The sequence below is a fragment of the Streptomyces sp. NPDC020422 genome (genome assembly GCF_044386705.1).
In the GTDB taxonomy this organism is placed as follows: Bacteria; Actinomycetota; Actinomycetes; order Streptomycetales; family Streptomycetaceae; genus Streptomyces.
The window spans coordinates 543050-568231 of sequence record NZ_JBIRVJ010000004.1 but is presented as its reverse complement, the minus strand read 5'-3'; the positions used below and the strand labels follow the sequence as shown (position 1 = coordinate 568231).

The window sequence follows — 25182 nt, the reverse complement described above, 5'->3', positions numbered from 1 at the left end:
TTCTCGCAGCCGTTCTCGCAGCCCTTCATCCGGCCGTTCATCTGCCGCCGAGCAGTCCGCTCGCCAGGCCGATGACCACCGGGGCCACCCCCACCGCCAGGAAGGCGGGCAGGAAGCAGAGCCCCACCGGCGCGGTGATCAGCACCTGCGCCCGCTGTGCCCGCGCGGCCGCCGCGCGGGCACGGGCCGCCCGCAGGCCCTCGGCGTGCCGGGCCACCGCCTCGGCCGCCGGCGCCCCCGAGGAGGCGGCCCGCTCCAGGCATCGGGCCAGGCCCTCCGCGCCCGGTATCGCGCCGAACCTCCGCCACACCTCGGCCGGTTCGCCGCCGAGCCGCAGCTCGGCCGCCGTGCGGATCAGGCGTTCCCCGACGGGTCCGCCCAGGGAGCGGCCCACGGCTTCCGCCGACTCCCCCGGCCCCGCTCCGGCGGAGGCGCAGGCGGCCAGCAGGTCGGCGGCCAGCGGCAACTGGCGTGCCGTCTCCGGGTCCGGCGGCTGCGGGCCGGCCGGCCGTCTGCCCCGCAGGAACCGCACCGCCCAGGCCGCGCCGATCCCGAATGCCAGACCCGGCAGCCCGCCGATCAGCAGGCACCCGCCGAGGCCCGTCGCACAGGGCACGGCCCAGGTCCGCAGCCGGGGCGGCAGCGCCGGGCGGCGTGGCCGCACCGGCTCCGGCGAGGTCGCCAGCAGGACGGCGCACCTGCGGCGCACCCGCCGCCTCCGGCGGCGTTCGGCCGCTTCCCCCGCCGCCCAGGCCAGGGCGCACAGCACCAGGAGTGCCGTCGTCATGGCCGCTCCCCGCTCCGTACGATCCGGGCCGCCCACCACAGCCCCAGGCCCTCCAGGGCGCCGCCGACGGCCAGACAACCGAGACCGGCCGGGGTGTGGAGCAGCACTTGGAGTGGTCGGGCGCCGAGGGCCGCGCCGAGGCCGAGTCCGGCGACCGGCAGCACCGCGAGGACCGTCACCGTCGCCCACGCTCCGGCCAACTGGGCCCGCAGGCGTTCCCGTTGGGTCTGGTGCCCCCGCAAGGCCGCCTCCAGCCGGTCGAGTCCGGCGGCCAGGCCCGCGCCGCCGTCCACCGCCACCTGCCAGCAGGCCGCCATCCCGGCGAGCCCCTCGGCCCCGTCCTGGCGCGCCGCGCGCCGCAGCGCCCTCGGCACGTCACCGCCGAAGCGGGCGGCCGCCAGGACCGCCGCCTCCTGCCCGCCGAGCGCCCCTGTCGTGCGGGCCGCGAACGCGAGGGCCTGCGCGGGCTGCCACCCGGCTCTCAGTTCACCCGCGACGGCCCCGCACAGGGCCACCACCCGGTCACCGAGCGCCTCCCGCTCCCGGCGCACCCGCCGTGCCCGCAGTCTGCGCGCCACGATGGGCACCACCGCCGCTCCCGCCGGCAGGGGCAGGAAGGAGCCACCGAGCAGCGCCACGGCTGCCGCCACCGGCAGGCACAGCCACTCCGGGTGCCCGCGCGCCACGTCCAGCCACCGCCCGAGAGACACCGGCCAGAGCGCCGCGCCCCCGCCCGGCAGCGCCAGGACCGTCCGTGCCCTGCGGCGCATCCGCCGGTGCTCGGCCGCGCACCACAGCGCCGCGCCGGCGCACAAGGCCGCCGCGCCCTGCGCCGCGGCTCCCGCCGTGACCACCGTCATCGCCCCTCCCCTTCGCCCGTCAGGGCTCCTGAGATCAGCGACCGCAGCCGCTCCCAGCCCCGCTCCGGCTCGAACCCGGCCGCCGCCCAGCGCAGTGCGGGCACGGTCACCACCAGCCCCTCCCGGTCCCGCTCGAGGACGTGCACCTCGGCGATGCGCCGCTGTCCCGACCGGTCCCGCACCAGGTGCAGCACCGCCGAGAGCCCGGCGCCCAACTGGCTGTGCAGGGCGGCCCGGTCGAGGCCGGCAGCCGTGCCGAGGGCCTCCAGGCGGGCGGGGACGTCGGCCGCCGTGTTGGCGTGGACGGTCCCGCAGCCGCCCTCGTGGCCGGTGTTGAGGGCGGCGAGCAGGTCGACCGCCTCAGGGCCTCTGACCTCGCCGACGACCAGCCGGTCCGGTCGCATCCGCAGCGCCTGCCGCACCAGGTCCCGCAGGGTCACCGCTCCGGCGCCCTCCTGGTTGGGCGGGCGGGCCTCCAGGCGCACCACGTGCGGGTGATCGGGGCGCAGTTCGGCCGAGTCCTCGGCGATGACGATCCGCTCCCGCTCGCCGACCATGCCGAGGAGCGTGGACAGCAGGGTGGTCTTGCCCGATCCGGTGCCGCCGCTGACGAGGAAGGAGACCCGGGCCTCGACCAGCGCCCGCAGCAGCGGCTCGCCGCCCCGCGGGACGGTGCCCGCCCCCGCGAGCTCCGCCACGGAGAAGGCCCTCGGCCGCACCACCCTCAGCGACAGACAGGTCGAGCCGACCGCGACCGGCGGCAGGACGGCGTGCATCCTGGTGCCGTCCGGCAGCCGCGCGTCCACCCAGGGCCTGGCGTCGTCGAGCCGGCGCCCGGCCACGGCCGCGAGGCGCTGCGCGAGCCGCCGCACCGCCGCCGCGTCGGGGAACGTCACCCCGGTCGGCTCCAGTCCCCCGCCCCGGTCGACCCACACCCGGTCGGGGGCCGAGACCAGCACATCGGTGACCCGCGGGTCGGCGAGCAGCGGCTCCAGCGGGCCCGTGCCGACCAGTTCACTGCGCAACTCCTCCGCCGCACCCAGCACTTCGGCGTCGCCGAGGAGCCGGCCCTGGGCCCGAAGCGCCGCGGCCACCCGAGCGGGCGTCGGGTCGGCGCCGCTCTCGGCGAGCCGCTGCCGCACGGCATCGAGGAGGGTCGCCCCGGTCATGCGGCACGCTCCGGCACGAGGACGCGCTCCCAGAACGCGGTGCAGAAGCGCCCGAGGCCGCCCCGGGCATCGGCGCCGGGCGGCGGGTCGCCGTCGCGTGCCGCGGAGAGCCCCGGATCGTAGGGGAGTTCACCGGCGAGGGGCAGTCGCAGGGCGTCGGCGATCCACCGCTCGTCGAGCCCGGGCGCGTACGGCCCGCGGACCACCGCGCGCAGGTCCCGCAGGATCATCCCGACCGTGGAGGCCACCCGGTGCGCGGCGGCGACGGCCCGCAGCTCGCCGGGGACGAGCAGGAGCCCGAGGTCGAGCTGGGCCAGAGCCTCGGCGACCGCTCCGTCGACCCGGCGGGGCAGGTCGACCACGACCACTCCGCCGCGCCTGCGGGCCGCGGCGAGCACCGAGCGCATCGCCGCGGGCGGTACGACCACCGAGTCGCCCCGGTCCCAGCTGAGGACCCGCAGCCCCCGCACCGACGGCAGCGACTCCTCCAGGGCCCCGCCGGCCACCCGGCCCTTCGAGGCGGCGAAGTCGGGCCAGCGACGCCCTTCGGCCCGCTCCCCGCCGAGCAGCACGTCGAGGCCTCCGCCGAGCGGGTCGCCGTCGACGAGCAGGGTGCGCCGCCCGGCCCGCGCGGCGGCGAGCGCGAGGGCGCAGGCGAGGGTCGAGGCCCCCGCGCCGCCGCGCCCGCCGATGACGCCGACGGTCAGGGCCTGCCTGCCGACCCCTTCGGCCGCGTCGGCGATCCGGTCGACGAGCCTGCTTTCGTCGCCGGGCAGGACGAGCACGTCGTCCGCGCCGATCTCGACGGCGCGCCGCCACACCCCCGGGTCGTCGGGGTCTCGGCCGACGAGCAGGACGCCGGGCCTGCGGGTGGCGCCGCGGCAGCGGGCCGCCGCGTCGTCGCCGACCAGGACCAGCGGCGGATCGGTCCAGCCCCCGCCGCGCTCGGGCACCGTGTGGTGCACCTCGGCCTCCGCGCCCGCGGCGGCGCACAGGCGCAGCAGGTCGTCGAGGAGTCCGAGGTCCTCGGTCACGATCAGCGGCCTGGGCGGCCGGATCCCTCCGTCCCCCGCGCTCCGGCCCTGGTGCGCGCCACCGCCCGCGCTTTGGCCCCTGCCCTTGTCCGTGCCCCCGTCTGCATCCGCGCCCGAGCTCGCACTCGCCGCCGTTCCGGAAGCCTTCGATCCCTCCACGGCACACACCCCTCACGTGAATCCTGCGGTCCGCGAACTTCGCGGCAGGAATCACCGTGCAGCCGACTCGGAAATCATGTGGATCTTGCTCGAAAACTGTGGATAACCGGGTGCTTGTGAATAACTTCATCACCCAAACCGGCACTGCTCGGAGAGCATCACATCGACTACGCTGAGTGACGAATCGAAGGAGTGCGCGCCCGCCAGGCCTCGCCGGGGCGCGGGCCGGAGCGGGGAGCGAAAATGGTGGAACGGCGGACGAAAACGGGTCCGGACATGCGACGACCCCCGCCGGGGGGGAGAGCGGGGGTCGTCTCTCCGGCCGACTCGGGGGGGGAGGAGCCGGACCGGGTTAGCACGGTCGCGAACGATCCGTGACTTCCATGGTGTACCCGAGAGCCTTCTCAGGCAAACCCACGCGCCCCAGCGTACGCCGAATGGCGGGCACCTATGCTCGGGCTCGTGGAAAACCACTCGATGCCGCGCGCAGCCGCCTTCTTTGACCTGGACAAGACGGTCATTGCGAAGTCCTCGACGCTGACCTTCAGCAAGTCCTTCTACCGGGGCGGACTGATCAGTCGCCGTGCCGCCCTGCGGACGGCGTACATCCAGTTCGTGTTCCTGGTGGGCGGAGCCGATCACGACCAGATGGAGCGGATGCGCGAATACCTTTCCGCGCTCTGCAAAGGCTGGAACGTCGCGCAGGTCAAGGAGCTCGTCGCCGAGACCCTGCACGATCTGATCGACCCGATCATCTACGACGAGGCAGCCTCGCTCATCGAGGGCCACCACGCCGCCGGCCGCGATGTCGTGATCGTCTCCACCTCCGGCGCGGAGGTGGTCGAGCCGATCGGCGAGATGCTGGGCGCCGACCGGGTGGTCGCCACCCGGATGGTGGTCGGCGAGGACGGCTGCTTCACCGGCGAGGTGGAGTACTACGCGTACGGCCCGACGAAGGCGGAGGCCGTCCGACAGCTCGCCGAGTCCGAGGGATACGACCTCTCGCGGTGCTACGCCTACAGCGACTCGGCGACGGACCTGCCGATGCTGGAGGCCGTGGGGCACCCGTACGCCGTGAACCCCGACCGGACCCTGCGGCGCGAGGCGACGGGGCGGGACTGGCCGGTGCTCGTCTTCGACAAGCCGGTCCGACTCAAGCAGCGGCTGCCGGAGTTCCGCATGCCGCCGCGCCCCGCTCTGGTCGCCGCGGCGGCCGTCGGTGCGGCCGCCGCCACCGCCGGTCTCGTCTGGTACGCCAGTCGCCGCAGACAGGCCGCGCTCGCCCAGGCCGCCAGAGCCACCGCACTTGCCGATCGCTTTGCCCGGATTTGAGACGACCGCAAAGAAGCGGAGCCAGGACTTTCGCTTCCTCACGGACAGGAGTAGAAAGGAATCAGGCCCGCGAGACCTAGGACATCCGAGAGGATCACCTGTTGAGCAAGACGGCCCCACGGACCTAAGTACGGAAACCTGGCACCCACGCGACGTCGACCCTTCGATTAAGGGCCAGCCGCACCAGGCGATGGGCAAAGTTCCCCGCCTGATGGGCACATATCGAGGACGCTTGGTAACTGGGTAGACGTGCCAGCGGCGGTACCGCTCCTTGGTACCGCCGCAACCCATGTTCCGGGCCGGACAGGCCGTTCACCCGCTCAGACGCCCATCCGATCAGGCGCCCACCAGATCAGGCGGCGCCGCGCTGCAGCGCCTCACAGACGGCCGTCGACTCCCGGACCCCCAGCTCCACCGCGCGCCCGCAGTGCGCGATCCAGGCGCCCACGCCCTCCGGAGTGCCGGACAGATAGCCCTCGAAGGCAGCGACATAGGCCGCCCGCCCCAGCTCCGCGTGGCCGACCTCGGCCGGGCAGATCGCCTTGGGGTCGAGACCGCTGCCGATCAGGACGATCCGCTCGGCGGCCCGCGCGACAAGGCCGTTGCGCGAGGTGAAGGGGCGCAGGGCGAGCAGTTCGCCGTGCACGACGGCGGCCGTGACCAGGGCGGGGGCGCTGCCGCCGGCGATGATCAGGTCGGCGAGGCCGTCGAGCCGGCCCGAGACCTCCGCCGGGTCCGGCAGCGGCGCCTCGATCAGGGGCTCGTCGACCGCCTCGCCCGCCTGGCGCGGCCGGCCCGTCGTGTCGCGCGGCTCGCCCTCGGCGACGAGGTGCAGCCGGGCCAGCACCCGCAGCGGCGACTGGCGCCAGATGGACAGCAGCTGGCCGCACTCGGCGCCGAGCCGCAGGGCGGCGCCGACCGTGCGGGCCTCGTCGTCGCCGCTGAAGTCGGTACGGCGGCGGACCTCCTCCAGGGCCCAGTCGGCACCCGCGAGCGCGGCGGAACCGCGCGCCCCGCGCAGGGCCGCCTCGGCGGTGATCTCGTTGCTGCGGCGGCGCATCACTCGGTGGCCGTAGACCCGGTCGACGGCCTTGCGTACGGAGTCCACCGAGTCGGCGACGCCCGGCAGGGAGCCGAGGGCGGCCAGGGGGTCAGAGGCGTGCGTACTCATAAGTAGGGAGGCTACGCGCCCGGGGAGCCCGCCCCACCTTGGAGTGGTCTTCTTCACGCACTTCGACCACGGGGTGCGATGATTCCACTACTCTAGGTGAACATGAAGATCGCTTTCGTGGGGAAGGGCGGCAGCGGCAAGACCACGCTGTCCTCGCTCTTCATCCGACACCTCGCCGCCGCCGGCGCCCCGGTCGTCGCGGTGGACGCCGACATCAACCAGCACCTCGGGGCGGCGCTCGGCCTCTCCGACGAGGAGGCCGCCGCACTGCCCGCGATGGGTGCGCACCTGCCGCTGATCAAGGAGTACCTCCGGGGCTCCAACCCGCGGATCGCCTCCGCCGACACGATGATCAAGACGACTCCGCCCGGGGAGGGCTCGCGGCTGCTGCGGGTCCGCGAGGACAACCCGGTCTACGACGCCTGCGCCCGGCCCGTCGTGCTCGACGACGGCGGGATCCGGCTGATGGCGACGGGCCCCTTCACCGAGTCGGACCTCGGTGTGGCCTGCTACCACTCCAAGGTCGGCGCCGTGGAGCTGTGCCTGAACCACCTGGTGGACGGGGCCGACGAGTACGTGGTGGTCGACATGACCGCCGGCTCGGACTCCTTCGCCTCCGGGATGTTCACCCGCTTCGACATGACCTTCCTGGTGGCCGAGCCGACCCGCAAGGGCGTCTCCGTCTACCGCCAGTACAAGGAGTACGCGCGGGACTTCGGCGTCGCCCTGAAGGTCGTCGGCAACAAGGTGCAGGGCGCGGACGACGTGGACTTCCTGCGCGCCGAGGTCGGCGACGACCTGCTCGTGACGGTCGGCCACTCCGACTGGGTCCGCTCGATGGAGAAGGGCCGCCCGCCCCGCTTCGAGCTCCTGGAGGCCGCCAACCGCATGGCCCTGCAGGCCCTGCAGAACGCGGCGGACGATTCGTACGCCCACCGCGACTGGGCGCGCTACACGCGCCAGATGGTCCACTTCCACCTGAAGAACGCGGAGAGCTGGGGCAACGCCAAGACCGGGGCCGACCTGGCGGCGCAGGTCGACCCCGGGTTCGTACTCGACGAGCAGCCGGCCGTACCCCAGCCGACCTGAGACCCGCACCGCCACCGCCGGACGGAGTCCGGCGCAGCACCCCGAAGCCCGGGAGGCGCCCCAGCGCCGAACGGCGCGAGGGGAGCCATAAAAGAGGAGCCCGGGGGCCGACCTGGCGGCGCAGGTCGACCCCGGGTTCGTACTCGACGAACAGCCGGCCGTACCCCAGCCGACCTGAGACCCGCACCGCCACCGGCATGGAGCGGAATGCGCTGCCGCCGGCGGGCCGAGGCCTCGTGCGGGATCAGTGTGCCTTGGCCGGCTTGACCGCTGCCGGGGCGCCCGCCGGCGCGGCCGGCTGGGGGGTCAGGAAGGCCTTCCAACCGGTCGGCGGGGCCTCACCCACCTTCAGGGTGCGCAGCTTGGCGATCACGTCCGGGTCCTGTGCGTCGAGCCAGTCCGCGAGCTGCCGGAAGGAGACGCACTTGACGTCCTTCTGCACGCAGACCGTGGCGATGGTCTCCTCGATGGCGCGCATGTACGTGCCGCCGTTCCAGGACTCGAAGTGGTTGCCGATGATCAGCGGCGCGCGGTTGCCCCGGTACGAGCGCTCGAAGGCCTGCACCAGGCCGTCACGCATCTGGTTGCCCCAGTACTCGTGCTGGGACGGGTCGCCCTGCGTCGTACCGGACTGGTTGACCAGGAAGTTGTAGTCCATGCTCAGCGTCTGGAAGGCGCGGCCCGGGACCGGGACGAGCTGCATCGACAGGTCCCACAGGCCCTGGTCCTTCTTGGGCCAGATCTGGTCGTTGACGCCGCTGGTGTCGTAGCGGAAGCCGAGCTGCGCCGCGGCCTGCACGAAGTTCTTGCGGCCCTCGAGGCAGGGGGTGCGGGCGCCGACCAGTTCCTTGTCGTAGTCGAACGGGAGCGGCTTCTCGCCCTTGAGGCCGGCGTTCGTCTTCCATTTCTTGACGAAGGACTTGGCCTGGTTGATCTCGCTCTTCCACTCCTCGACCGACCAGGTGCCCACGCCCCCGTCCTTGCCGCAGAAGTGCCCGTTGAAGTGCGTGCCGACCTCGTTGCCCTCCTCCCAGGCCCCGCGCAGCTCGCGCACGGTGTCGCGGATGCCCTCGACGTCGTTGAAGCCGATGTCGGAGCGCCCCGGGGAGTGCTGCGGCGGGTCGTACAGCTCGCGCTTGGACTCCGGCAGGAGGTACACGCCGCTGAGGAAGTACGTCATCTTCGCGCCGTAGCGCTTGCCCACCTTGCGGAAGTGGGAGAAGAGCTTCTGGCTGTCCTCGCCGGCACCGTCCCAGGAGAACACCACGAACTGCGGCGGCTGCTGACCCGGCTTCAGCTTCTGCCAGACCGGCTGGTCGGGCTGGTGGCCGGTATAGGCGGTGGAGCCGTCGCCGATCAGGCGCACGGCGCTCTGCGGGGCCGCGGCCGGCCCCTTCTTGCCCCCCGCCGCCCCCGGCGCGCCCTTCGCGGCCGGATCGCCGGAGCCCGAGCAGCCGGCCAGGCCGGTGATCAGGGCGACGGCGAGGGCACCGACGGCGAGCGTCCTCCTGGGGGCACGGACAGGGTTCCTTCTCCCGGCGGCTGACATCCGCCCACCTCTCCTCGGATCCTCGGATTTCCGTACAAGCGGCGTCAACGTCGCACCAGAGGGACCGAGGAGCGTCAACGACAAGCGGCATGCGTTCGTTCTGTCACCGGAACCGGTGATTCTTTGCCCCGTTTGCCCTGAAAATAATGCCGCAGTCTTTACCCTCCATTACCATCCATTTACCGAGTGTTATCCGGCGACCTCGTCGGCACCCGGTGTCCCGCCGCTGCACCCCGCACGAGCCGCGACCACGCTGCCCCGGAGGAGACGGGAACATGACCCTCTGCCCCCCTGCCCGCACCACCTCGACCACCCGGCCCCGCGCCCAGCGGCCGCACGGCCCGCCGGAGGGCCCGCGCCGCCGTTTCCGCATCGCGGGCGCCGACCTCTCCGCCTCGATCGCCGTCTTCCTGATCGCCCTGCCACTGTCGCTCGGCATCGCCCTCGCCACCGGCGCCCCGCTCCAGGCGGGCCTCGTGGCCGCCGCCGTCGGCGGCATCGTCGCCGGCCGGCTCGGCGGCTCACCACTCCAGGTCAGCGGCCCCGCCGCCGGGCTGACCGTGGTCACCGCCGAGCTGATCCAGCGCTACGGCTGGCGCACCACCTGCGCCATCACGGTCCTCGCGGGCCTCGCCCAACTCGGCCTCTCCGCCCTGCGGGTGGCCAGATCCGCGCTCGCCGTATCCCCCGCCATCGTCCACGGGATGCTGGCCGGCATCGGCGTCACCATCGCCCTCGCGCAGCTGCACATCGTGCTCGGCGGCACCCCCCAGAGCTCCACGGTGGACAACGCGCTCGGCCTGCCCGCCCAGCTCGCGGACGCGTCCGCCGCCGCGCTGGTCGTCAGCGGCCTCACCATCACGCTGCTACTGCTCTGGCCGCGCCTGCCCGGCCGTACGGGACGGATGCTGCGCAAGCTCCCCGCCGCGCTCGCCTCGGTGGCCGCCGCCACCGCGGTGGCCGCGCTCGCCGGGCTCGACGTGCCACGGGTCGATCTGCCGTCCTGGAGCAGCCACGCCCTGCCCGGCCTCCCGGAGGGCCCGGTCCTCGGGATCATGGCCGGCGTACTCACGATCACGCTGGTCACCAGCGTGCAGTCGCTGCTGTCCGCCGTCGCCGTCGACAAGCTGGTCGCGAAGCGCGCGAGCGACACCGGGGCCGCCGCCCCGCGCTCCCGCCTCGACCGCGAACTCGCCGGCCAGGGCGCGGCGAATATGGTCTCGGGCGCGCTCGGCGGCCTGCCGGTCGCCGGAGTCGCGGTCCGCAGCGTGGCGAACGTGTCGGCGGGCGCCGTCAGCCGCAACTCCTCGATACTGCACGGCCTGTGGATCGTCCTCGCCGCGCTGCTGCTGGTCCCCGTCCTCGACCTCATCCCGCTGCCCGCACTGGCCGCGCTGGTGATGGTCGTCGGCATCCAGATGGTCAGCATCACGCACATCCGCACGGTCACTCGTCACCGTGAAGTCCTGGTGTACGCGGTGACGGTGGCGGGGGTCGTGTTCATCGGCATCCTGGAGGGCGTGGCCCTCGGGATCGCGGTGGCGGTCGCCGTCGCGATGCACCGGCTGGCCCGGACCCGGATCACCCGCGAGGAGCGGGACGGGCGCCAGGTGGTCCGCATCCGGGGCCAGTTGACCTTCCTCGCCGTGCCCCGGCTGAGCCGGGCCCTGCACCAGGTCCCGGCCGGTGCGGACGCGGTGGTGGAGCTGGACGGCTCGTTCATGGACCACGCGGCGTACGAGGCGCTGCACGACTGGCAGGCGAGCCATCTCGTGCACGGTGGCACGGTGGAGACGACCGGGCCCGGGGGCGGCCGGATCGCCGAGCCGGCACCGGCCGGGTGGTCCACCGCGGGGCCCGGCACCGAGCCGACCACCGGACCGGCCGCCGGAAGCGCCCGCTCCGGCGCGCACGCGGGCGGCCACTCCTGCTGCCGCCCCTGGACGCCCTGGCGCAACCACCAGTGCGGCGAGCTGCCGCCTCCCGACGAGACCGGGGGCGGCACGGGAGCGCGGCTGGCCAGCGGCATCGGTGCCTTCCAGCGGAACACGGCTCCGCTGGTCAGGGACGAGCTGGCCCGGCTGGCCAGGGAAGGCCAGCGCCCCTCGCAGCTCTTCCTGACCTGCGCCGACTCCCGCCTGGTCACGAGCATGATCACCTCCAGCGGCCCCGGCGACCTGTTCACCGTGCGCAACGTCGGCAACCTGGTGCCGCTGCCCGGCGAGGAGAGCGGGGACGACTCGGTGGCGGCGGCGATCGAGTACGCGGTGGAGGTGCTGCGGGTCGAGTCGATCACGATCTGCGGCCACTCCGGCTGCGGCGCGATGCAGGCCCTGCTGAACAGCAGTCCGGACGATCCGCCGAGCCCGCTGCGCCGCTGGCTGCGGCACGGCCGGCCGAGTCTGGAGCGGATGGCCAGCCGCAGACACGCCTGGGCGCGGATCGCGGGGCGGCTGCCGGCCGACGCGGTCGAGCAGCTGTGCCTGACCAACGTGGTGCAGCAGCTGGAGCATCTGCGGTCGTACGAGTCGGTGGCGCGGCGGATCGCCGACGGCACGCTGACGCTGCACGGGATGTACTTCCACGTGGGCGAGGCCCAGGCCTATCTGCTGGCCGGCACGGACGAGGTGCACAGCTACGACGACGTGTTCAACCACGTGCCGCCGGGGGCGAGTCCGGGGGCCTCTCCCCTGGAGGCCGCCCGCGCGTCCTGAACCTTCCGTTCCGTTCGTCCGTGAAAGTGTGTGGCCCCCGCTCCCTTCCGCTCGGGGAGCGGGGGCCACCTTCGCGTACCCCCTCACAGGTCTAAACCAATTACCCGGATGCTCTTGTCACCCGGGCATCCGCCTGATGAGCTATGACGCGGGACACACAGGCACATAGGGACGCCCTGGGAAAGGGAGATGTCGTGAGCAACGAATCCTTGGCCAATCTGCTCAAGGAAGAGCGCCGCTTCGCGCCGCCGGCCGCGCTGGCCGCGGACGCCAACGTGACGGCGGAGGCGTACGAGCAGGCCAAGGCGGACAGACTGGCCTTCTGGGCCGAGCAGGCCAAGCGGCTCTCCTGGGCCACCGAGCCGACGGAGACCCTCGACTGGTCGAACCCGCCGTTCGCCAAGTGGTTCGCCGACGGCGAGCTCAACGTCGCGTACAACTGCGTCGACCGCCACGTCGAGGCCGGCAACGGCGACCGCGTCGCCATCCACTTCGAGGGCGAGCCCGGCGACAGCCGCGCCATCACCTACGCCGAGCTCAAGGACGAGGTCTCCAAGGCCGCCAACGCGCTGACCGAGCTCGGTGTCCGCAAGGGCGACCGGGTCGCCGTCTACCTGCCGATGATCCCCGAGGCCGCCATCACCATGCTGGCCTGCGCCCGCATCGGCGCGGCGCACTCGGTCGTCTTCGGCGGCTTCTCGGCCGACGCCGTCGCCTCCCGCATCCAGGACGCCGACGCCAAGCTGGTCGTCACCGCCGACGGCGGCTACCGCCGCGGCAAGCCCTCCGCGCTCAAGCCCGCGATCGACGAGGCCGTCGCCCGCTGCCCGCAGGTCGAGCACGTCCTCGTGGTCCGCCGCACCGGCCAGGAGACCGAGTTCACCGAGGGCCGCGACGTCTGGTGGGACGACATCGTCGCCCGCCAGTCCCCCGAGCACACCCCGGAGGCCTTCGAGGCCGAGCACCCGCTCTTCATCCTCTACACCTCGGGCACCACGGGTAAGCCGAAGGGCATCCTGCACACCTCCGGCGGCTACCTCACCCAGGCCGCGTACACCCACCACGCCGTCTTCGACCTCAAGCCGGAGACCGACGTCTACTGGTGCACCGCCGACATCGGCTGGGTCACCGGCCACTCGTACATCGTCTACGGCCCGCTGGCCAACGGCGCGACCCAGGTCATGTACGAGGGCACCCCGGACACCCCGCACCAGGGCCGGCTCTGGGAGATCATCCAGAAGTACAAGGTCAGCATCTTCTACACGGCGCCGACCGCCATCCGGATGTTCATGAAGTGGGGCGACGACATCCCCGCCAAGTTCGACCTGTCGTCGCTGCGCGTCCTCGGCTCCGTCGGCGAGCCGATCAACCCCGAGGCCTGGGTCTGGTACCGCGAGCACATCGGCGCCAACAAGTGCCCGATCGTGGACACCTGGTGGCAGACCGAGACCGGCGCGATGATGATCTCGCCGCTGCCCGGCGTCACGGAGACCAAGCCCGGCTCGGCCCAGCGGCCGCTGCCCGGCATCTCGGCCACCGTCGTCGACGACGAGGCCAACGAGGTCCCGAACGGTGGCGGCGGCTACCTGGTCCTCACCGAGCCGTGGCCGTCGATGCTCCGCACCATCTGGGGCGACGACCAGCGCTTCATCGACACCTACTGGTCCCGCTTCGAGGGCAAGTACTTCGCCGGCGACGGCGCCAAGAAGGACGAGGACGGCGACATCTGGCTGCTCGGCCGGGTCGACGACGTCATGCTCGTCTCGGGCCACAACATCTCCACCACCGAGGTCGAGTCCGCGCTCGTCTCCCACCCGGCCGTCGCCGAGGCCGCCGTCGTCGGCGCCGCCGACGAGACGACCGGCCAGGCCATCGTCGCCTTCGTGATCCTGCGCGGCACCGCGAACGAGGACGAGGGCCTCGTCGCCGACCTGCGCAACCACGTCGGCAAGACCCTCGGCCCGATCGCCAAGCCCAAGCGGGTCCTGCCGGTCGCCGAGCTGCCGAAGACCCGCTCCGGCAAGATCATGCGGCGCCTGCTCCGGGACGTCGCCGAGAACCGCGAGCTGGGCGACGTCACCACGCTGACGGACTCGTCGGTGATGGACCTCATCCAGACCAAGCTGCCGGCCGCCTCCAGCGAGGACTGAGCCCCGGCAGACGGCCCCCACACGGCCCAGGCGCCCGCCCCGCAGCACGCGGGGCGGGCGCCTCCGCGTTGCCGGACAGGGTTGTCCACAGGCCTTGTCCACAACGCGTGCCCGCGTCCGTGTATGCACCTAAAGTGAAGATCGCCGGACACCACCGAGCACCTTTAGGTAAAGTAAGGATCGCGTCAGTGACGCGACAAGAAAACCTAGGTGCGCCGGGAAGTCTGGTCGGCATGTGCTCTGTGCTGCCCACCGACCGGAGGTTCTCATCGTGCCCGCGCCCGAAGCCACCACGACCGACCGCAAGTTCCTCGGCCGGCTGTCGCTCCCCGAGCGCCGGTTCGTGGCCGATGCGCTGCGCACCGAGACCGTCGGCGGAGTGCTGCTCCTGGCCGCCGCCATCGCCGCGATCATCTGGGCCAACACGCCCCTGAAGGACAGCTACGCGGCGATCCGCGACTTCCACATAGGACCGGCCGCCCTCGGCCTCGACCTGTCCGTCCAGCACTGGGCCGCCGACGGGCTGCTCGCGATCTTCTTCTTCGTCGCCGGCATCGAGCTCAAGCGCGAGCTCGTCGCGGGCGAGCTGCGCGACCCCAAGGCCGCCGCACTCCCCGTGATCGCCGCCGTCTGCGGCATGGCCGTACCCGCCCTGGTCTACACGCTGGTCAACGTCGTGGGTGACGGCGACCTCGGCGGCTGGGCCGTCCCCACCGCCACCGACATCGCCTTCGCGCTCGCCGTCCTCGCGGTGATCGGCACCTCGCTGCCCTCCGCCCTGCGGGCCTTCCTGCTCACCCTCGCCGTCGTCGACGACCTCTTCGCGATCCTGATCATCGCCGTCTTCTTCACCAGCGACCTGAACTTCGCCGCACTCGGCGGCGCCTTCGCCGGACTCGTCGTCTTCTGGCTGCTGCTGCGCAAGGAAGTCCGCGGCTGGTACGTCTACGTCCCGCTCGCCCTGGTCATCTGGGGCCTGATGTACAACAGCGGCGTCCACGCCACCATCGCGGGCGTCGCCATGGGCCTGATGCTGCGCTGCACCACCCGGGACGGCGAGGAGCACTCCCCCGGCGAGCACATCGAGCACCTGGTCCGGCCGCTGTCCGCCGGTCTCGCCGTGCCGCTGTTCGCGCTGTTCTCGGCCGGTGTCACGGTCTCCGGCGGCGCCCTCGGCGACGTCTTCACCCAGCCCGTCACCCTCGGCGTGGTGCTCGGTCTCGTCGTCGGCAAGGCGGTCGGCATCTTCGGCGGCACCTGGTTCGCCGCCCGCTTCACCAAGGCCTCGCTCAACCCGGACCTGGTCTGGCCCGACGTGTTCGCCGTCGCCTCCCTCGCCGGCATCGGCTTCACCGTCTCGCTCCTCATCGGCGAGCTGGCCTTCGCGGACGACCCGGCCCTGATGGACGAGGTGAAGGCCTCGGTCCTGGTCGGCTCCCTGATAGCCGCCGTGCTCGCCTCCGTGCTGCTGAAGCTGCGGGTCCGCAAGTACCAGGCCCTGTTCGCGGACGAGGAGCGCGACGAGGACCAGGACGGCATCCCGGACATCTACGAGGAGCACACCCCGGAGTTCCACCTGAGGATGGCGGCGATCTACGAGAAGAAGGCCGCCGAACACCGTGAGCGCGCCCAACTGGCGGGGGCATCGCGCGATGAGGCCGACCGTCCGGCATGATCTGAGGTCGGACCGTCACAGGAGAAGAGGGAGCAGCCATGAGCGACCCGTTCAACGGAGCCGAGCGCAGCCTCGGTCAGCTGGTCGCCTCGGCGACCGCCGAGATGTCCGCGCTGGTGCATGACGAGATCGCCCTGGCCAAGGCGGAGATCAGGCAGGACGTCAAGCGCGGCGCGATGGGCAGCGCGGCCGGCCTGGCGGCCGCCGTGGTACTGCTCTTCTCGCTGCCGATGCTGAGCTTCGCGCTCGCGTACGGCATCCAGGCCTGGAGCGACTGGCACATCTCGGTCTGCTTCCTGCTGTCCTTCGCGGCGAACGTGCTGCTCGCCGTGCTGCTGGGGCTCGTGGCGTACGCGAAGTTCCGCAAGGTCAAGCCGCCGGAGAAGTCCATCGCCTCGGCCAAGCAGACCGCGGCGATCATGCAGAACGTCAAGCCGCACCCCCGTCCGGCCGACGCCACGGCGCAGGACAAGGCCGTGGTTGTGGCACGCTCGTCTGCATGACCGTCCCTGAGAGCAGCAACGGCAGCGGCCCCGGCACCGGAAGCCCGGTGCGGATCGAGGGTCCGTGGACCCACCGCGACGTGGCGGCCAACGGAGCCCGCTTCCACATCGCCGAGATGGGTGACGGCCCGCTGGTCCTCCTGCTGCACGGCTTTCCGCAGTTCTGGTGGACCTGGCGGCACCAGCTGCCGGTGCTCGCCGAGGCCGGTTTCCGGGCCGTGGCGATGGACCTGCGGGGCGTGGGCGGCAGCGACCGTACGCCGCGGGGTTACGACCCGGCCAACCTGGCCCTCGACATCACCGGTGTGATCCGCTCGCTCGGCGAGCCCGACGCGGCGCTCGTCGGCCACGACCTGGGCGGCTACCTGGCCTGGACGGCGGCCGTGATGAGGCCGAAGCTGGTGCGCCGTCTCGTGGTGTCCTCGATGCCGCACCCGCGCCGCTGGCGCTCGGCGATGCTCTCGGACTTCGCGCAGTCGCGGGCCGGTTCGCACATCTGGGGCTTCCAGCGGCCGTGGCTGCCGGAGCGTCAGCTCGTCGCCGACGACGCGGCGCTGGTGGGCCGGCTGATCGAGGACTGGTCGGGGCCGAACCCCCGCGCGGACGACGAGGCGATCAGGGTCTACCGGCGGGCGATGTGCATCCCGTCGACCGCGCACTGCTCCATCGAGCCGTACCGCTGGATGGTCCGCTCCCTGGCCCGTCCTGACGGTGTGCAGTTCAACCGGCGGATGAAGCGGCCGGTGCGGGTGCCCACGCTGCATCTGCACGGCTCTCTCGACCCGGTGATGCGGACGCGTAGTGCGGCCGGCTCCGGGCAGTATGTGGAGGCGCCGTACCGTTGGCGGCTCTTCGACGGTCTCGGGCACTTCCCCCATGAGGAGGACCCGGTGGCCTTCTCCACGGAGCTCGTGAACTGGCTGAAGGACCCCGAGCCGGACCGCTGACGCACAGGCGTGCTTCGAACTGCCATGTGCCCCGCGCATACGCCAATTGGCGGGCCCCGGGGCGGTTACCGACCTTGGGCCCCGGGCAGACGTCCCGGTATGGGCTGGACGCACGACTACGGTGACACAGCACGCGACCGCCGCTCGATCGGCGGCCCCGAGACCCCCGAACAGGGCGGCACACGGGAGCACGCGCACCCCGCGCGGGACGTGGGGATCTCGCGCATCCTGCGACGCAGGGCCCGCTGGGTCTCGGCCCGGCTGCGCCACTCCCGTACGTAGGCGGGCAGTACGCAGGTACGTAGCGGCCCGGGGGCCTCGTACGAGACCCCTGGCGCGTCCTTGAGGCACCCCCCCGGCTGTCCCGAGGTGCACCCTGCCGTCTAGAGGGCGCACCCCTGGCTGTCGACCTGCTGGTTGGCGGTGCGGCCCTGGGCGATGTCGCCCTGGATCTCGTCGACCGTCAGCGCGTAGCCGGTGTCGGCGTCGTCGAGGGAGCGGGCGAAGATCACGCCGTACACCTTGCCCTCCGGGGTGAGCAGCGGGCCGCCCGAGTTGCCCTGACGGACCGTCGCGTACAGCGAGTACACGTCCCTGCGCACCTCGCCGCGGTGGTAGATGTCGGGGCCCTTGGCACTGATGCGGCCGCGGACGCGGGCCGAGCGGACGTCGTACCCGCCGTTCTCCGGGAAGCCGGCCACGATGGCGCTGTCGCCGCTGCGGGCGTCCTGCTCGCTGAACTGGAGCGGCCGGGCGTCGAGGTCCGGCACGTCGAGGACGGCGATGTCGCGCTTCCAGTCGTAGAGCACGACCTTGGCGTCGTAGAGCTTGCCTTCGCCGCCTATCTGGACGGTCGGCTCGTCGACCCCGCCGACGACATGGGCGTTGGTCATGACCCGGCGGTCGGCGAAGACGAAGCCGGTGCCCTCGAGGACCTTGCCGCAGCTCGGTGCGGTGCCGACGACCTTGACGATGGAACGCTGGGCGCGGTCGGCGACCGGGCTGCCGGCGAGCGCCGGGTCGGGCGGCCGGACCTCGGTGATGGGCTCGTTGGCGAAGGGGCTGAAGACCTGGGGGAAGCCGTTCTGGGCGAGCGCCGAGGTGAAGTCGGCGAACCAGCTCGGCGCCTGATCCGGCATCACCCGGGAGACCCCGAGCAGCACCTTGGAGCTGCGGACCTGCTTGCCGAGGGTGGGCATCGCGGTGCCGGCGAGGGCGGAGCCGATCAGCCAGGCCACCAGCAGCATCGCCACCACGTTGACCAGCGCGCCGCCGGTGGCGTCCAGGGCCCGCGCGGGTGACCAGGTGATGTGCCGGCGCAGCTTGTTGCCGAGGTGGGTGGTGAAGGCCTGCCCGACGGAGGCGCAGACGATGACCACGATCACGAAGATCACGGTGGCCGTCGTGGTGACCTGACTGTGGTCGGTCAGCGCGTTCCAGATGACCGGGAGCAGCAGGATGGCGACGAGACCGCCGCCGAGGAACCCGATCACCGACAGGATGCCGACCACGAATCCCTGGCGGTAACCGATGACCGCGAACCACACGGCGGCGAGCAGCAACAGGATGTCCAGCACGTTCACCGTCAATAGCCTCGCAGATTCGTCTCGGTCGCCCGGGGGTCAGCCTGTCATGGGCGCCAGTCGAGCGGGACCTGCTTGGACCGGTCCCACGGGCGCTCCCAGCCCGCGAAGTGCAGGATCCGGTCGATGACTCCGGCGGTAAAACCCCAGACCAGGGCCGATTCGACGAGGAAGGCGGGGCCCTTGTGGCCGCTCGGGTGGAGCGCGGTCGCGCGGTTCGCGGGATCCGTGAGATCCGCCACGGGGACGGTGAAGACCCGGGCGGTCTCGGCGGGGTCCACGACCCCGACGGGAGTGGGGGTGCGCCACCAGCCGAGCACGGGGGCGACCACGAAGCGGCTCACCGGGATGTAGAGCCGGGGCAGCACGCCGAAGATCTGGACTCCGGAGGGGTCGAGGCCGGTCTCCTCCTGGGCCTCGCGCAGCGCGGCCCGCACCAGCCCGCCGTCGGCCGGATCGCCGTCCTCGGGGTCGAGGGCGCCGCCGGGGAAGGAGGGCTGCCCCGCGTGCGAGCGCAGGGTGCCGGCGCGCTCGATGAGCAGCAGCTCGGGGCCGCGCTCCCCCTCGCCGAAGAGGATGAGCACGGCGGACTGGCGTCCTCCGCCGTCGGCGGGCGGAAGGAAGCGGCTCAGCTGCTCGGGCGCGACCGTGCGGGCGGCCCGCTCGACCGGCTCCAGCCAGCCGGGCAGGTCCTCGCCGCTGAGCAGCCCGCCCGTTCCGTCGATCTCTTCACCCGTGCGCGTCATAGGCACCCCCGAGTCTCACAACGCGGCCGGAGTGCTCGTTCGTTCCCCGGTCCGGTCCTCCGCGTGCGGGCGGTCACGAGCTCGCGCCCAGCGGCGGGGCCGGGCGGCCGGGATAGTCCGGGGGCGGGTTGAGCCGCTGGCCGGGGAAGCCGCCCTTCTCGTACTTCAGGAGCTTCTTGGCCTTCTCCGGGTCCGTCTCGCCCTCCCCGTACGCCGGGCAGAGGTGGGTGATCGGGCAGGCGCCGCAGGCGGGCTTGCGGGCGTGGCAGATGCGGCGGCCGTGGAAGATCACCCGGTGCGAGAGCATCGTCCACTCGCTCTTCGGGAAGATCTCGGCGACCTCCGCCTCGATCTTCACCGGGTCGTCCTGCTCGGTCCACTTCCAGCGGCGGGCCAGCCGCATGAAGTGGGTGTCGACGGTGATGCCGGGGACGCCGTAGGCGTTGCCCAGGACGACGAAGGCGGTCTTGCGGCCGACGCCGGGCAGCTTGACCAGGTCCTCCAGGCGGTCGGGGACCTCGCCCCCGAACTCGTCCCTGAGGGCGGTGGCGAGACCCATGATCGACTTGGTCTTGGCGCGGAAGAAACCGGTCGGCCGGATCAGCTCCTCGACCTCCTCCGGGACGGCGGCGGCCAGGTCCTCGGGCGTCGGGTACTTCGCGAAGAGCGCGGGGGTGGTCTGGTTGACCCGCAGGTCGGTGGTCTGCGCGGAGAGGACCGTGGCGACGAGGAGCTCGAAGGGATTGCGGAAGTCGAGCTCGGGATGGGCGTACGGATAGACCTCGGCCAGCTCGCGGTTGATCTTGCGGGCCCGCCGGACCATGGCGAGGTGCGACTCGGGCTTGGCCGGCTTGGCAGCGGCCGGCTTGGCGGCGGCGGCGCGCTTGGCAGGCGGCTTGGCGGCGGCCGGCTTGGCGGCGGCGCGCTTGGCAGGCGGCTTGGCGACGGCCGGCTTGGCGGCGGCGGCGCGCTTGGCAGGCGGCTTGGCGACGGCCGGCTTGGCGGCGGCGGCGCGCTTGGCAGGCGGCTTGGCGACGGCCGGCTTGGCGGCCGGTTCGGCGGCGGGCTTCGCCGCGGGCGCCGCCGCGGTCGACGCGGGCTTCGCCGCGTTCTTGGCCGCACCCTTGGGCGCGCGCTTCGCCGCGCTCGCCGTCTTCGCACCGGATCGCTCCGCCGCTGAGCGTTTCGTCGCTTTCGTCTGTTTCGACACGCCGTGTTCGCCCACAGCGGAATTATCTTCGTCCCGCACTCTTCCAGCCCCCTTGGCCTGTGCTCTCACCGGCGAGTTGGACACCCGGCCAGCCTAGGCGTCGCCACCGACATCCGCCCCGTGCGGACCGGATCACGACCCAATCGGGCCCCTGACGTACGGAAAGGCCGTCCGGTGAGTCAAACTTGTTGTGATTGATCGCACTGAGGTCGACATAGGAGAGAACTCGTGGACGACGTTCTGCGACGCGCCCCGCTGTTCGCGGCGCTCGACGACGAGCAGGCCGCTGAGCTGCGCGCCTCGATGAGTGAGGCGACGCTCGCCCGAGGCGACGCGCTGTTCCACGAGGGCGACCCCGGCGACCGGCTGTACGTGGTCACCGAGGGCAAGGTGAAGCTGCACCGCACCTCGCCGGACGGGCGCGAGAACATGCTGGCCGTGCTCGGCCCCGGCGAGCTCATCGGCGAGCTGTCCCTGTTCGACCCGGGCCCGCGCACCGCCACCGCGACCGCGCTGACCGAGGTCAAGCTGCTCGGCCTCGGCCACGGCGACCTCCAGCCCTGGCTGAACGCGCGCCCCGAGGTGGCCAGCGCCCTGCTGCGCGCCGTCGCCCGACGCCTGCGCAAGACCAACGACCAGATGTCCGACCTGGTCTTCTCCGACGTCCCGGGCCGTGTCGCCCGTGCGCTCCTCGACCTGTCGCGCCGCTTCGGCGTGCAGTCCGAGGAGGGCATCCACGTCGTCCACGACCTCACCCAGGAGGAGCTGGCCCAGCTGGTCGGCGCCTCCCGCGAGACGGTCAACAAGGCGCTCGCCGACTTCGCCCAGCGCGGCTGGCTGCGCCTCGAGGCCCGCGCCGTGATCCTGCTGGACGTGGAACGCCTCGCGAAGCGCTCGCGCTGAGCGGAGCCGTACGCGCCGCACGAGCCGTACGCACGAGAAGGGGGCCGCCCGGTTCGACCGGGCGGCCCCCTTCCGTGTGCCGTGGTGCCGGGATCAGCGCTTGCTGCCGTCCACGATCACCGGGCTGGAGCTGCCGCTGCCGCAGGGCACCGCGTAGACCGGGTTCTTCGCCGCGGCCTCCTTGTACGCGTCGATGCACTGGTTCATGAGGACCTTGTCGGTCAGCGAGTCGTTGAGGATCTTGTTGGCGCGGGCGATGCCCTCGGCCTCGATGCGGCGCCGGTCGGCCTCCGCCTTGGCCGTACGGGCGGCCTCCAGGGCCCGCTCGGTGGCCTGCTGCTGCTGGATCTTGCGGTCGATCTGGCCCTGGAGGGCGTCCGAGGGCTTCACGTTGCGCAGGTTGACCGTGGTGACGTCGATGCCGCGCGGGGCGAGCCGCTCCTTGATCAGGCGGGCGATCTCCGCGTTGATCTTCTCGCGGTCGGAGGCGTAGCCCTGCTCGCTGCTGTAGCGGGCGAAGACGTTGCGGACGATCTCCCGGCTGTCCGGGTAGACGAGGCGCTGCTGGATGGCGTCCTCGCTGCCGGCGAGCTTGTAGAGCTCGACGGCCTTGGAGGGGTGCACCGCCCACTTCACGGTGACCTCCGCGTACATCACGCCGCCCTGCGAGGAGCGGACCTCGACCACGTCCTTGTCGGAGAGGTTGAGATCCACGGGACGCGTGGAGAAGGTCGTGACGTTGGTGAACGGCGAGGTCAGGTGCATGCCGGAGGACATCGGCGCACCGACCTTGCCGAAGGCGACCGGGACGCCGACCTCGTACGCGCTGATCACGTACGTCATGCTCACGATCAGCGAGAAGAGGCCGGCGATCAGGGCGCCGACGGCGCCGAGCTTGAGGCCGCGGGTGTCGTTGGCGCGGCCTATGAAGTAGAGCACCACTGCGGTGATGACCAGCAGGATGGCGAGGACGAACACGGGCTTTCCCCCCGGGAGCTACGGCCAGATGTAAGCGGAGCGTAAGACACTCGCCGGAGCCGCCCGGTTGCGGGGCCGCACCCGTCAGATCAGGCCACGCTCCTTCAGATAGTCCAGCTGTGCCCGTACGGAGAGCTCGGCGGCCGGCCACAGGGAGTGGTCCACCGCCGCGTACACATGGGCGACGATCTCCGGGGCGGTCCGCAGGCCCGCCTCGACGGCCGTCTCCACCTGGGCGAGCCGGCTCGCCCGGTGCGCGAGATAGAACTCCACGGCTCCCTGGGCGTCCTCCAGGACCGGCCCGTGCCCCGGCAGGACCGTGTGCACCCCGTCGTCGACGGTCAGCGAACGCAGCCGCCGCAGGGAGTCCAGGTACTCGCCGAGCCGGCCGTCCGGATGGGCCACCATCGTCGTGCCGCGCCCCAGGACGGTGTCGCCCGTGAGCACCGCGCGGTCGGCGGGGAGGTGGAAGGAGAGCGAGTCGGAGGTGTGCCCCGGGGTCGGGACCACCCGGAGCTCCAGGCCACCGGTCGTGATCACGTCGCCCGCGGCCAGGCCCTCGTCGCCCAGGCGCAGCGCCGGGTCGAGCGCCCGCACCTTGCTCCGGGTCAGCTCGGCGAAGCGCGCGGCGCCCTCGGCGTGGTCCGGGTGCCCGTGGGTGAGCAGGGTCAGCCCGATCCGCTTGCCCAGCTTCTCGGCGCTGTCCACGACCCGGCGCAGATGGCCCTCGTCGAGCGGGCCCGGGTCGATGACCACGGCCAGGTCGGAGTCGGGCTCGGCGACGATCCAGGTGTTGGTGCCGTCCAGGGTCATCGCCGAGGGGTTCGGCGCGAGGACGTTCACCGCGCGGGCGGTCGCCGGGCCGGAGACCACCGCCCCGCGCGGCTGTCCCGGCAGGTCGGCCGCGGAACTCACGAGGCACCTCCCGTCGGGATGTGCTTGGTGAACTCGTCGTGCCCCGGCCAGCTCAGGACCAGCTCGTCGCCGTCCAGGCGGGCCTGCGCGAGGACCGGCGTGAGGTCCTGCTCCCGGGCCGCCGCGAGGGCCTCGCCCGCGGTGCCGAAGCGCTCCAGGCCGCGCAGGGTCGAGATGGTCGGCGGCATCATCGTCAGCTCGCCCCGGTCGTAGCCGGCGGCCGCGTCCGCGGGACGGATCCAGACGGTGCGGTCGGCCTCGGTGGAGGCGTTGCGGGTGCGCTGGCCGGCCGGGAGGGCGGCCACGAAGAACCAGGTGTCGTAGCGCCGGGGCTCGAACTCGGGCGTGATCCAGCGGGCCCAGGCGCCGAGCAGGTCGGAGCGGAGCACGAGCCCGCGCCGGTCGAGGAAGTCGGCGAAGGACAGCTCGCGGGCGACCAGCGCCTCCCGGTCCTTCTCCCAGTCCGCGCCGGTCGTGTCGCCGACCACGCTGTCGGGGGTCTCCCCGGCGAGCAGCACGCCCGCCTCCTCGTACGTCTCGCGCACGGCGGCGCAGACGACGGCCTGGGCCTGCGCGGGGTCGTCGAGACCGAGCCGGGCGGCCCACTCCTCGCGGGAGGGTCCGGCCCAGCGCACGGGGTGCTCGTCGCGGGGATCGACGCCGCCGCCCGGGTAGGCGTACGCGCCGCCCGCGAAGGCCATGGAGGTGCGCCGCCGCAGCATGTGCACGGCGGGCCCCTCGGCGCCGTCCCTCAGGAGCAGCACGGTGGCGGCCCGCTTGGGTGCGGCGGGGACCAGCTCACCGGCGGCGAGGGCGCGGATGCGGTCGGGCCATTCCGGTGGGTACCACTGACCATTCGACTGACCATTCGACATGGCCGGATGCTATGCGCAAGCATCGAAATGCACGAGAGCCGATCCCCCGCCTGTGGAAAACCACCTGGGGAGAACCGGCTCCGCGAACGCCCGCGCCTCGGCGGGCCATGCGTCAGTCCTGGACGAGCTCGACCTGGACCTCGACCTCGACCGGGGCGTCGAGCGGCAGGACGGCGACGCCGACGGCGCTGCGCGCGTGCACGCCCTTGTCGCCGAGGACGGCGCCGAGCAGCTCGCTCGCACCGTTGATGACGCCCGGCTGACCGGTGAAGTCGGAGGCGGAGGCGACGAAGCCGACCACCTTCACGACCCGCTTGATGCGGTCGAGGTCACCGGCGACCGACTTCACGGCCGCGAGCGCGTTCAGCGCGCAGGTGGCCGCGAGCTCCTTGGCCTCCTCGGCCGTCACCTCGGCGCCGACCTTGCCCGTGACCGGCAGCTTGCCCGCCACCATCGGGAGCTGGCCCGAGGTGTAGACGTACGCGCCCGACTGCACGGCCGGCTGGTAGGCGGCGAGCGGCGGCACGACCTCCGGCAGGGTCAGGCCCAGCTCGGCGAGCTTCGCCTCGACGGCCCCGCTCACGACTTGGCCCGCTTCAGGTAGGCCACGAGCTGCTCGGGGTTGTTCGGCCCGGGCACGACCTGGACGAGCTCCCAGCCGTCCTCGCCCCAGGTGTCCAGAATCTGCTTCGTCGCGTGCACCAGCAGCGGCACAGTCGCGTACTCCCACTTGGTCATGAGCCGACTGTAGCCGCTGTGGCGAGGCGCCCCGTTCCCGTAGGGGCGCTTTCGGGGTCTTCTCCGGGGCGGCCCTCTGATTGGGCCGGGCCGGC

General features: G+C 72.6%; 23 protein-coding genes. 9 read left to right on the top strand and 14 right to left on the bottom strand.

The features are described 5' to 3' along the window. Window positions 1–37: 37 nt before the first annotated feature. Genes ACH414_RS13430 through ssd form a run of 4 tightly spaced genes read right to left on the bottom strand, consistent with a single transcriptional unit; the run spans window position 38 to window position 3850 of the window. Window positions 38–787 carry a type II secretion system F family protein gene (locus tag ACH414_RS13430; RefSeq protein ID WP_398941853.1) on the bottom strand — a complete coding sequence of 250 codons (750 nt, stop codon included), beginning with the start codon at window positions 785–787 and terminating at the stop codon, window positions 38–40. Next, a complete protein-coding gene (locus ACH414_RS13425; protein ID WP_398941852.1) occupies window positions 784–1647 on the bottom strand; it encodes a type II secretion system F family protein in 864 nt (287 codons plus the stop codon). Before ACH414_RS13425 ends, ACH414_RS13430 begins: the two co-directional genes overlap by 4 nt. Next, window positions 1644–2816, bottom strand: coding sequence for a TadA family conjugal transfer-associated ATPase (locus ACH414_RS13420; RefSeq protein WP_398941851.1), 1173 nt, complete (start codon window positions 2814–2816; stop codon window positions 1644–1646). The genes ACH414_RS13425 and ACH414_RS13420 overlap by 4 nt, the downstream gene beginning before the upstream one ends. Next, window positions 2813–3850, bottom strand: coding sequence for a septum site-determining protein Ssd (gene ssd, locus ACH414_RS13415; protein ID WP_398941849.1), 1038 nt, complete (start codon window positions 3848–3850; stop codon window positions 2813–2815). Before ssd ends, ACH414_RS13420 begins: the two co-directional genes overlap by 4 nt. Before the next feature lie 609 nt (window positions 3851–4459). Here ssd and ACH414_RS13410 point away from each other — a divergent pair. Further along, on the top strand, window positions 4460–5341 hold the full coding sequence (locus ACH414_RS13410; RefSeq protein WP_382546949.1) for an HAD family hydrolase: 882 nt from the start codon (window positions 4460–4462) through the stop codon (window positions 5339–5341). Between the two features lie 352 nt (window positions 5342–5693). Here ACH414_RS13410 and ACH414_RS13405 read toward each other — a convergent pair whose 3' ends face one another. Then, window positions 5694–6512 carry an oxidoreductase gene (locus ACH414_RS13405; protein WP_382546952.1) on the bottom strand — a complete coding sequence of 273 codons (819 nt, stop codon included), beginning with the start codon at window positions 6510–6512 and terminating at the stop codon, window positions 5694–5696. 102 nt (window positions 6513–6614) lie between these two features. Here ACH414_RS13405 and ACH414_RS13400 point away from each other — a divergent pair, with 102 nt between their 5' ends. Next, complete coding sequence (locus ACH414_RS13400) at window positions 6615–7601, top strand: ATP-binding protein (RefSeq protein ID WP_382546955.1); 987 nt, start codon at window positions 6615–6617, stop codon at window positions 7599–7601. A 244-nt stretch (window positions 7602–7845) separates the two neighbouring features. On the opposite strand, the gene ACH414_RS13395 is transcribed toward ACH414_RS13400, so the two are convergent. Next, a complete protein-coding gene (locus ACH414_RS13395; protein WP_398941846.1) occupies window positions 7846–9150 on the bottom strand; it encodes a hypothetical protein in 1305 nt (434 codons plus the stop codon). 275 nt (window positions 9151–9425) lie between these two features. Here ACH414_RS13395 and ACH414_RS13390 point away from each other — a divergent pair, with 275 nt between their 5' ends. From ACH414_RS13390 to ACH414_RS13365, 6 genes are all read left to right on the top strand, one after another. Next, window positions 9426–11864, top strand: a complete 2439-nt coding sequence (locus ACH414_RS13390; protein WP_386563710.1) for a SulP family inorganic anion transporter — start codon at window positions 9426–9428, stop codon at window positions 11862–11864. Window positions 11865–12007: 143 nt separating this feature from the next. Beyond that, window positions 12008–14014, top strand: coding sequence for an acetate--CoA ligase (gene acs / locus ACH414_RS13385; RefSeq protein ID WP_382546964.1), 2007 nt, complete (start codon window positions 12008–12010; stop codon window positions 14012–14014). Window positions 14015–14285: 271 nt separating this feature from the next. Next, window positions 14286–15689, top strand: a complete 1404-nt coding sequence (gene nhaA, locus ACH414_RS13380; RefSeq protein ID WP_398941844.1) for a Na+/H+ antiporter NhaA — start codon at window positions 14286–14288, stop codon at window positions 15687–15689. Window positions 15690–15727: 38 nt separating this feature from the next. Then, window positions 15728–16192: a phage holin family protein gene (locus ACH414_RS13375; protein ID WP_382546969.1), complete on the top strand. Its 465-nt coding sequence runs from the start codon at window positions 15728–15730 to the stop codon at window positions 16190–16192. After that, window positions 16189–17139 carry an alpha/beta fold hydrolase gene (locus ACH414_RS13370; RefSeq protein ID WP_391770119.1) on the top strand — a complete coding sequence of 317 codons (951 nt, stop codon included), beginning with the start codon at window positions 16189–16191 and terminating at the stop codon, window positions 17137–17139. The genes ACH414_RS13375 and ACH414_RS13370 overlap by 4 nt, the downstream gene beginning before the upstream one ends. Before the next feature lie 99 nt (window positions 17140–17238). After that, window positions 17239–17421 (top strand): hypothetical protein, encoded by a 183-nt coding sequence (locus ACH414_RS13365; protein ID WP_382546975.1) that lies wholly within the window; start codon window positions 17239–17241, stop codon window positions 17419–17421. Between the two features lie 101 nt (window positions 17422–17522). Here the strand turns inward: ACH414_RS13365 and ACH414_RS13360 are convergent, their stop codons facing one another. From ACH414_RS13360 to nth, 3 genes are all read right to left on the bottom strand, one after another. Then, the gene (locus ACH414_RS13360; protein WP_382546978.1) at window positions 17523–18722 is read right to left on the bottom strand and encodes a MarP family serine protease; all 1200 of its coding nucleotides are present in this window, start codon (window positions 18720–18722) and stop codon (window positions 17523–17525) included. Window positions 18723–18769: 47 nt separating this feature from the next. After that, a complete protein-coding gene (locus tag ACH414_RS13355; RefSeq protein ID WP_398941841.1) occupies window positions 18770–19468 on the bottom strand; it encodes an NUDIX hydrolase in 699 nt (232 codons plus the stop codon). Between the two features lie 73 nt (window positions 19469–19541). Beyond that, window positions 19542–20678, bottom strand: coding sequence for an endonuclease III (nth, locus tag ACH414_RS13350; protein WP_398941839.1), 1137 nt, complete (start codon window positions 20676–20678; stop codon window positions 19542–19544). Window positions 20679–20906: 228 nt separating this feature from the next. Between nth and ACH414_RS13345 the strand changes: the two genes are divergently transcribed. After that, on the top strand, window positions 20907–21581 hold the full coding sequence (locus tag ACH414_RS13345; protein WP_046910193.1) for a Crp/Fnr family transcriptional regulator: 675 nt from the start codon (window positions 20907–20909) through the stop codon (window positions 21579–21581). 93 nt (window positions 21582–21674) lie between these two features. Here the strand turns inward: ACH414_RS13345 and ACH414_RS13340 are convergent, their stop codons facing one another. The 5 genes from ACH414_RS13340 to ACH414_RS13320 form a co-directional block, all read right to left on the bottom strand. Further along, on the bottom strand, window positions 21675–22559 hold the full coding sequence (locus tag ACH414_RS13340) for a prohibitin family protein (RefSeq protein WP_382546988.1): 885 nt from the start codon (window positions 22557–22559) through the stop codon (window positions 21675–21677). Window positions 22560–22643: 84 nt separating this feature from the next. Next, on the bottom strand, window positions 22644–23474 hold the full coding sequence (locus ACH414_RS13335; protein WP_398941838.1) for an MBL fold metallo-hydrolase: 831 nt from the start codon (window positions 23472–23474) through the stop codon (window positions 22644–22646). Next, entirely contained in the window at window positions 23471–24349 is an 879-nt protein-coding gene (locus ACH414_RS13330) for an NUDIX hydrolase (protein WP_382546994.1), read from the bottom strand. Before ACH414_RS13330 ends, ACH414_RS13335 begins: the two co-directional genes overlap by 4 nt. A gap of 112 nt (window positions 24350–24461) precedes the next feature. Next, window positions 24462–24932, bottom strand: coding sequence for a RidA family protein (locus tag ACH414_RS13325; protein ID WP_382546997.1), 471 nt, complete (start codon window positions 24930–24932; stop codon window positions 24462–24464). Beyond that, on the bottom strand, window positions 24929–25087 hold the full coding sequence (locus ACH414_RS13320; RefSeq protein ID WP_123954897.1) for a DUF4177 domain-containing protein: 159 nt from the start codon (window positions 25085–25087) through the stop codon (window positions 24929–24931). The genes ACH414_RS13325 and ACH414_RS13320 overlap by 4 nt, the downstream gene beginning before the upstream one ends. Window positions 25088–25182: the final 95 nt, after the last annotated feature.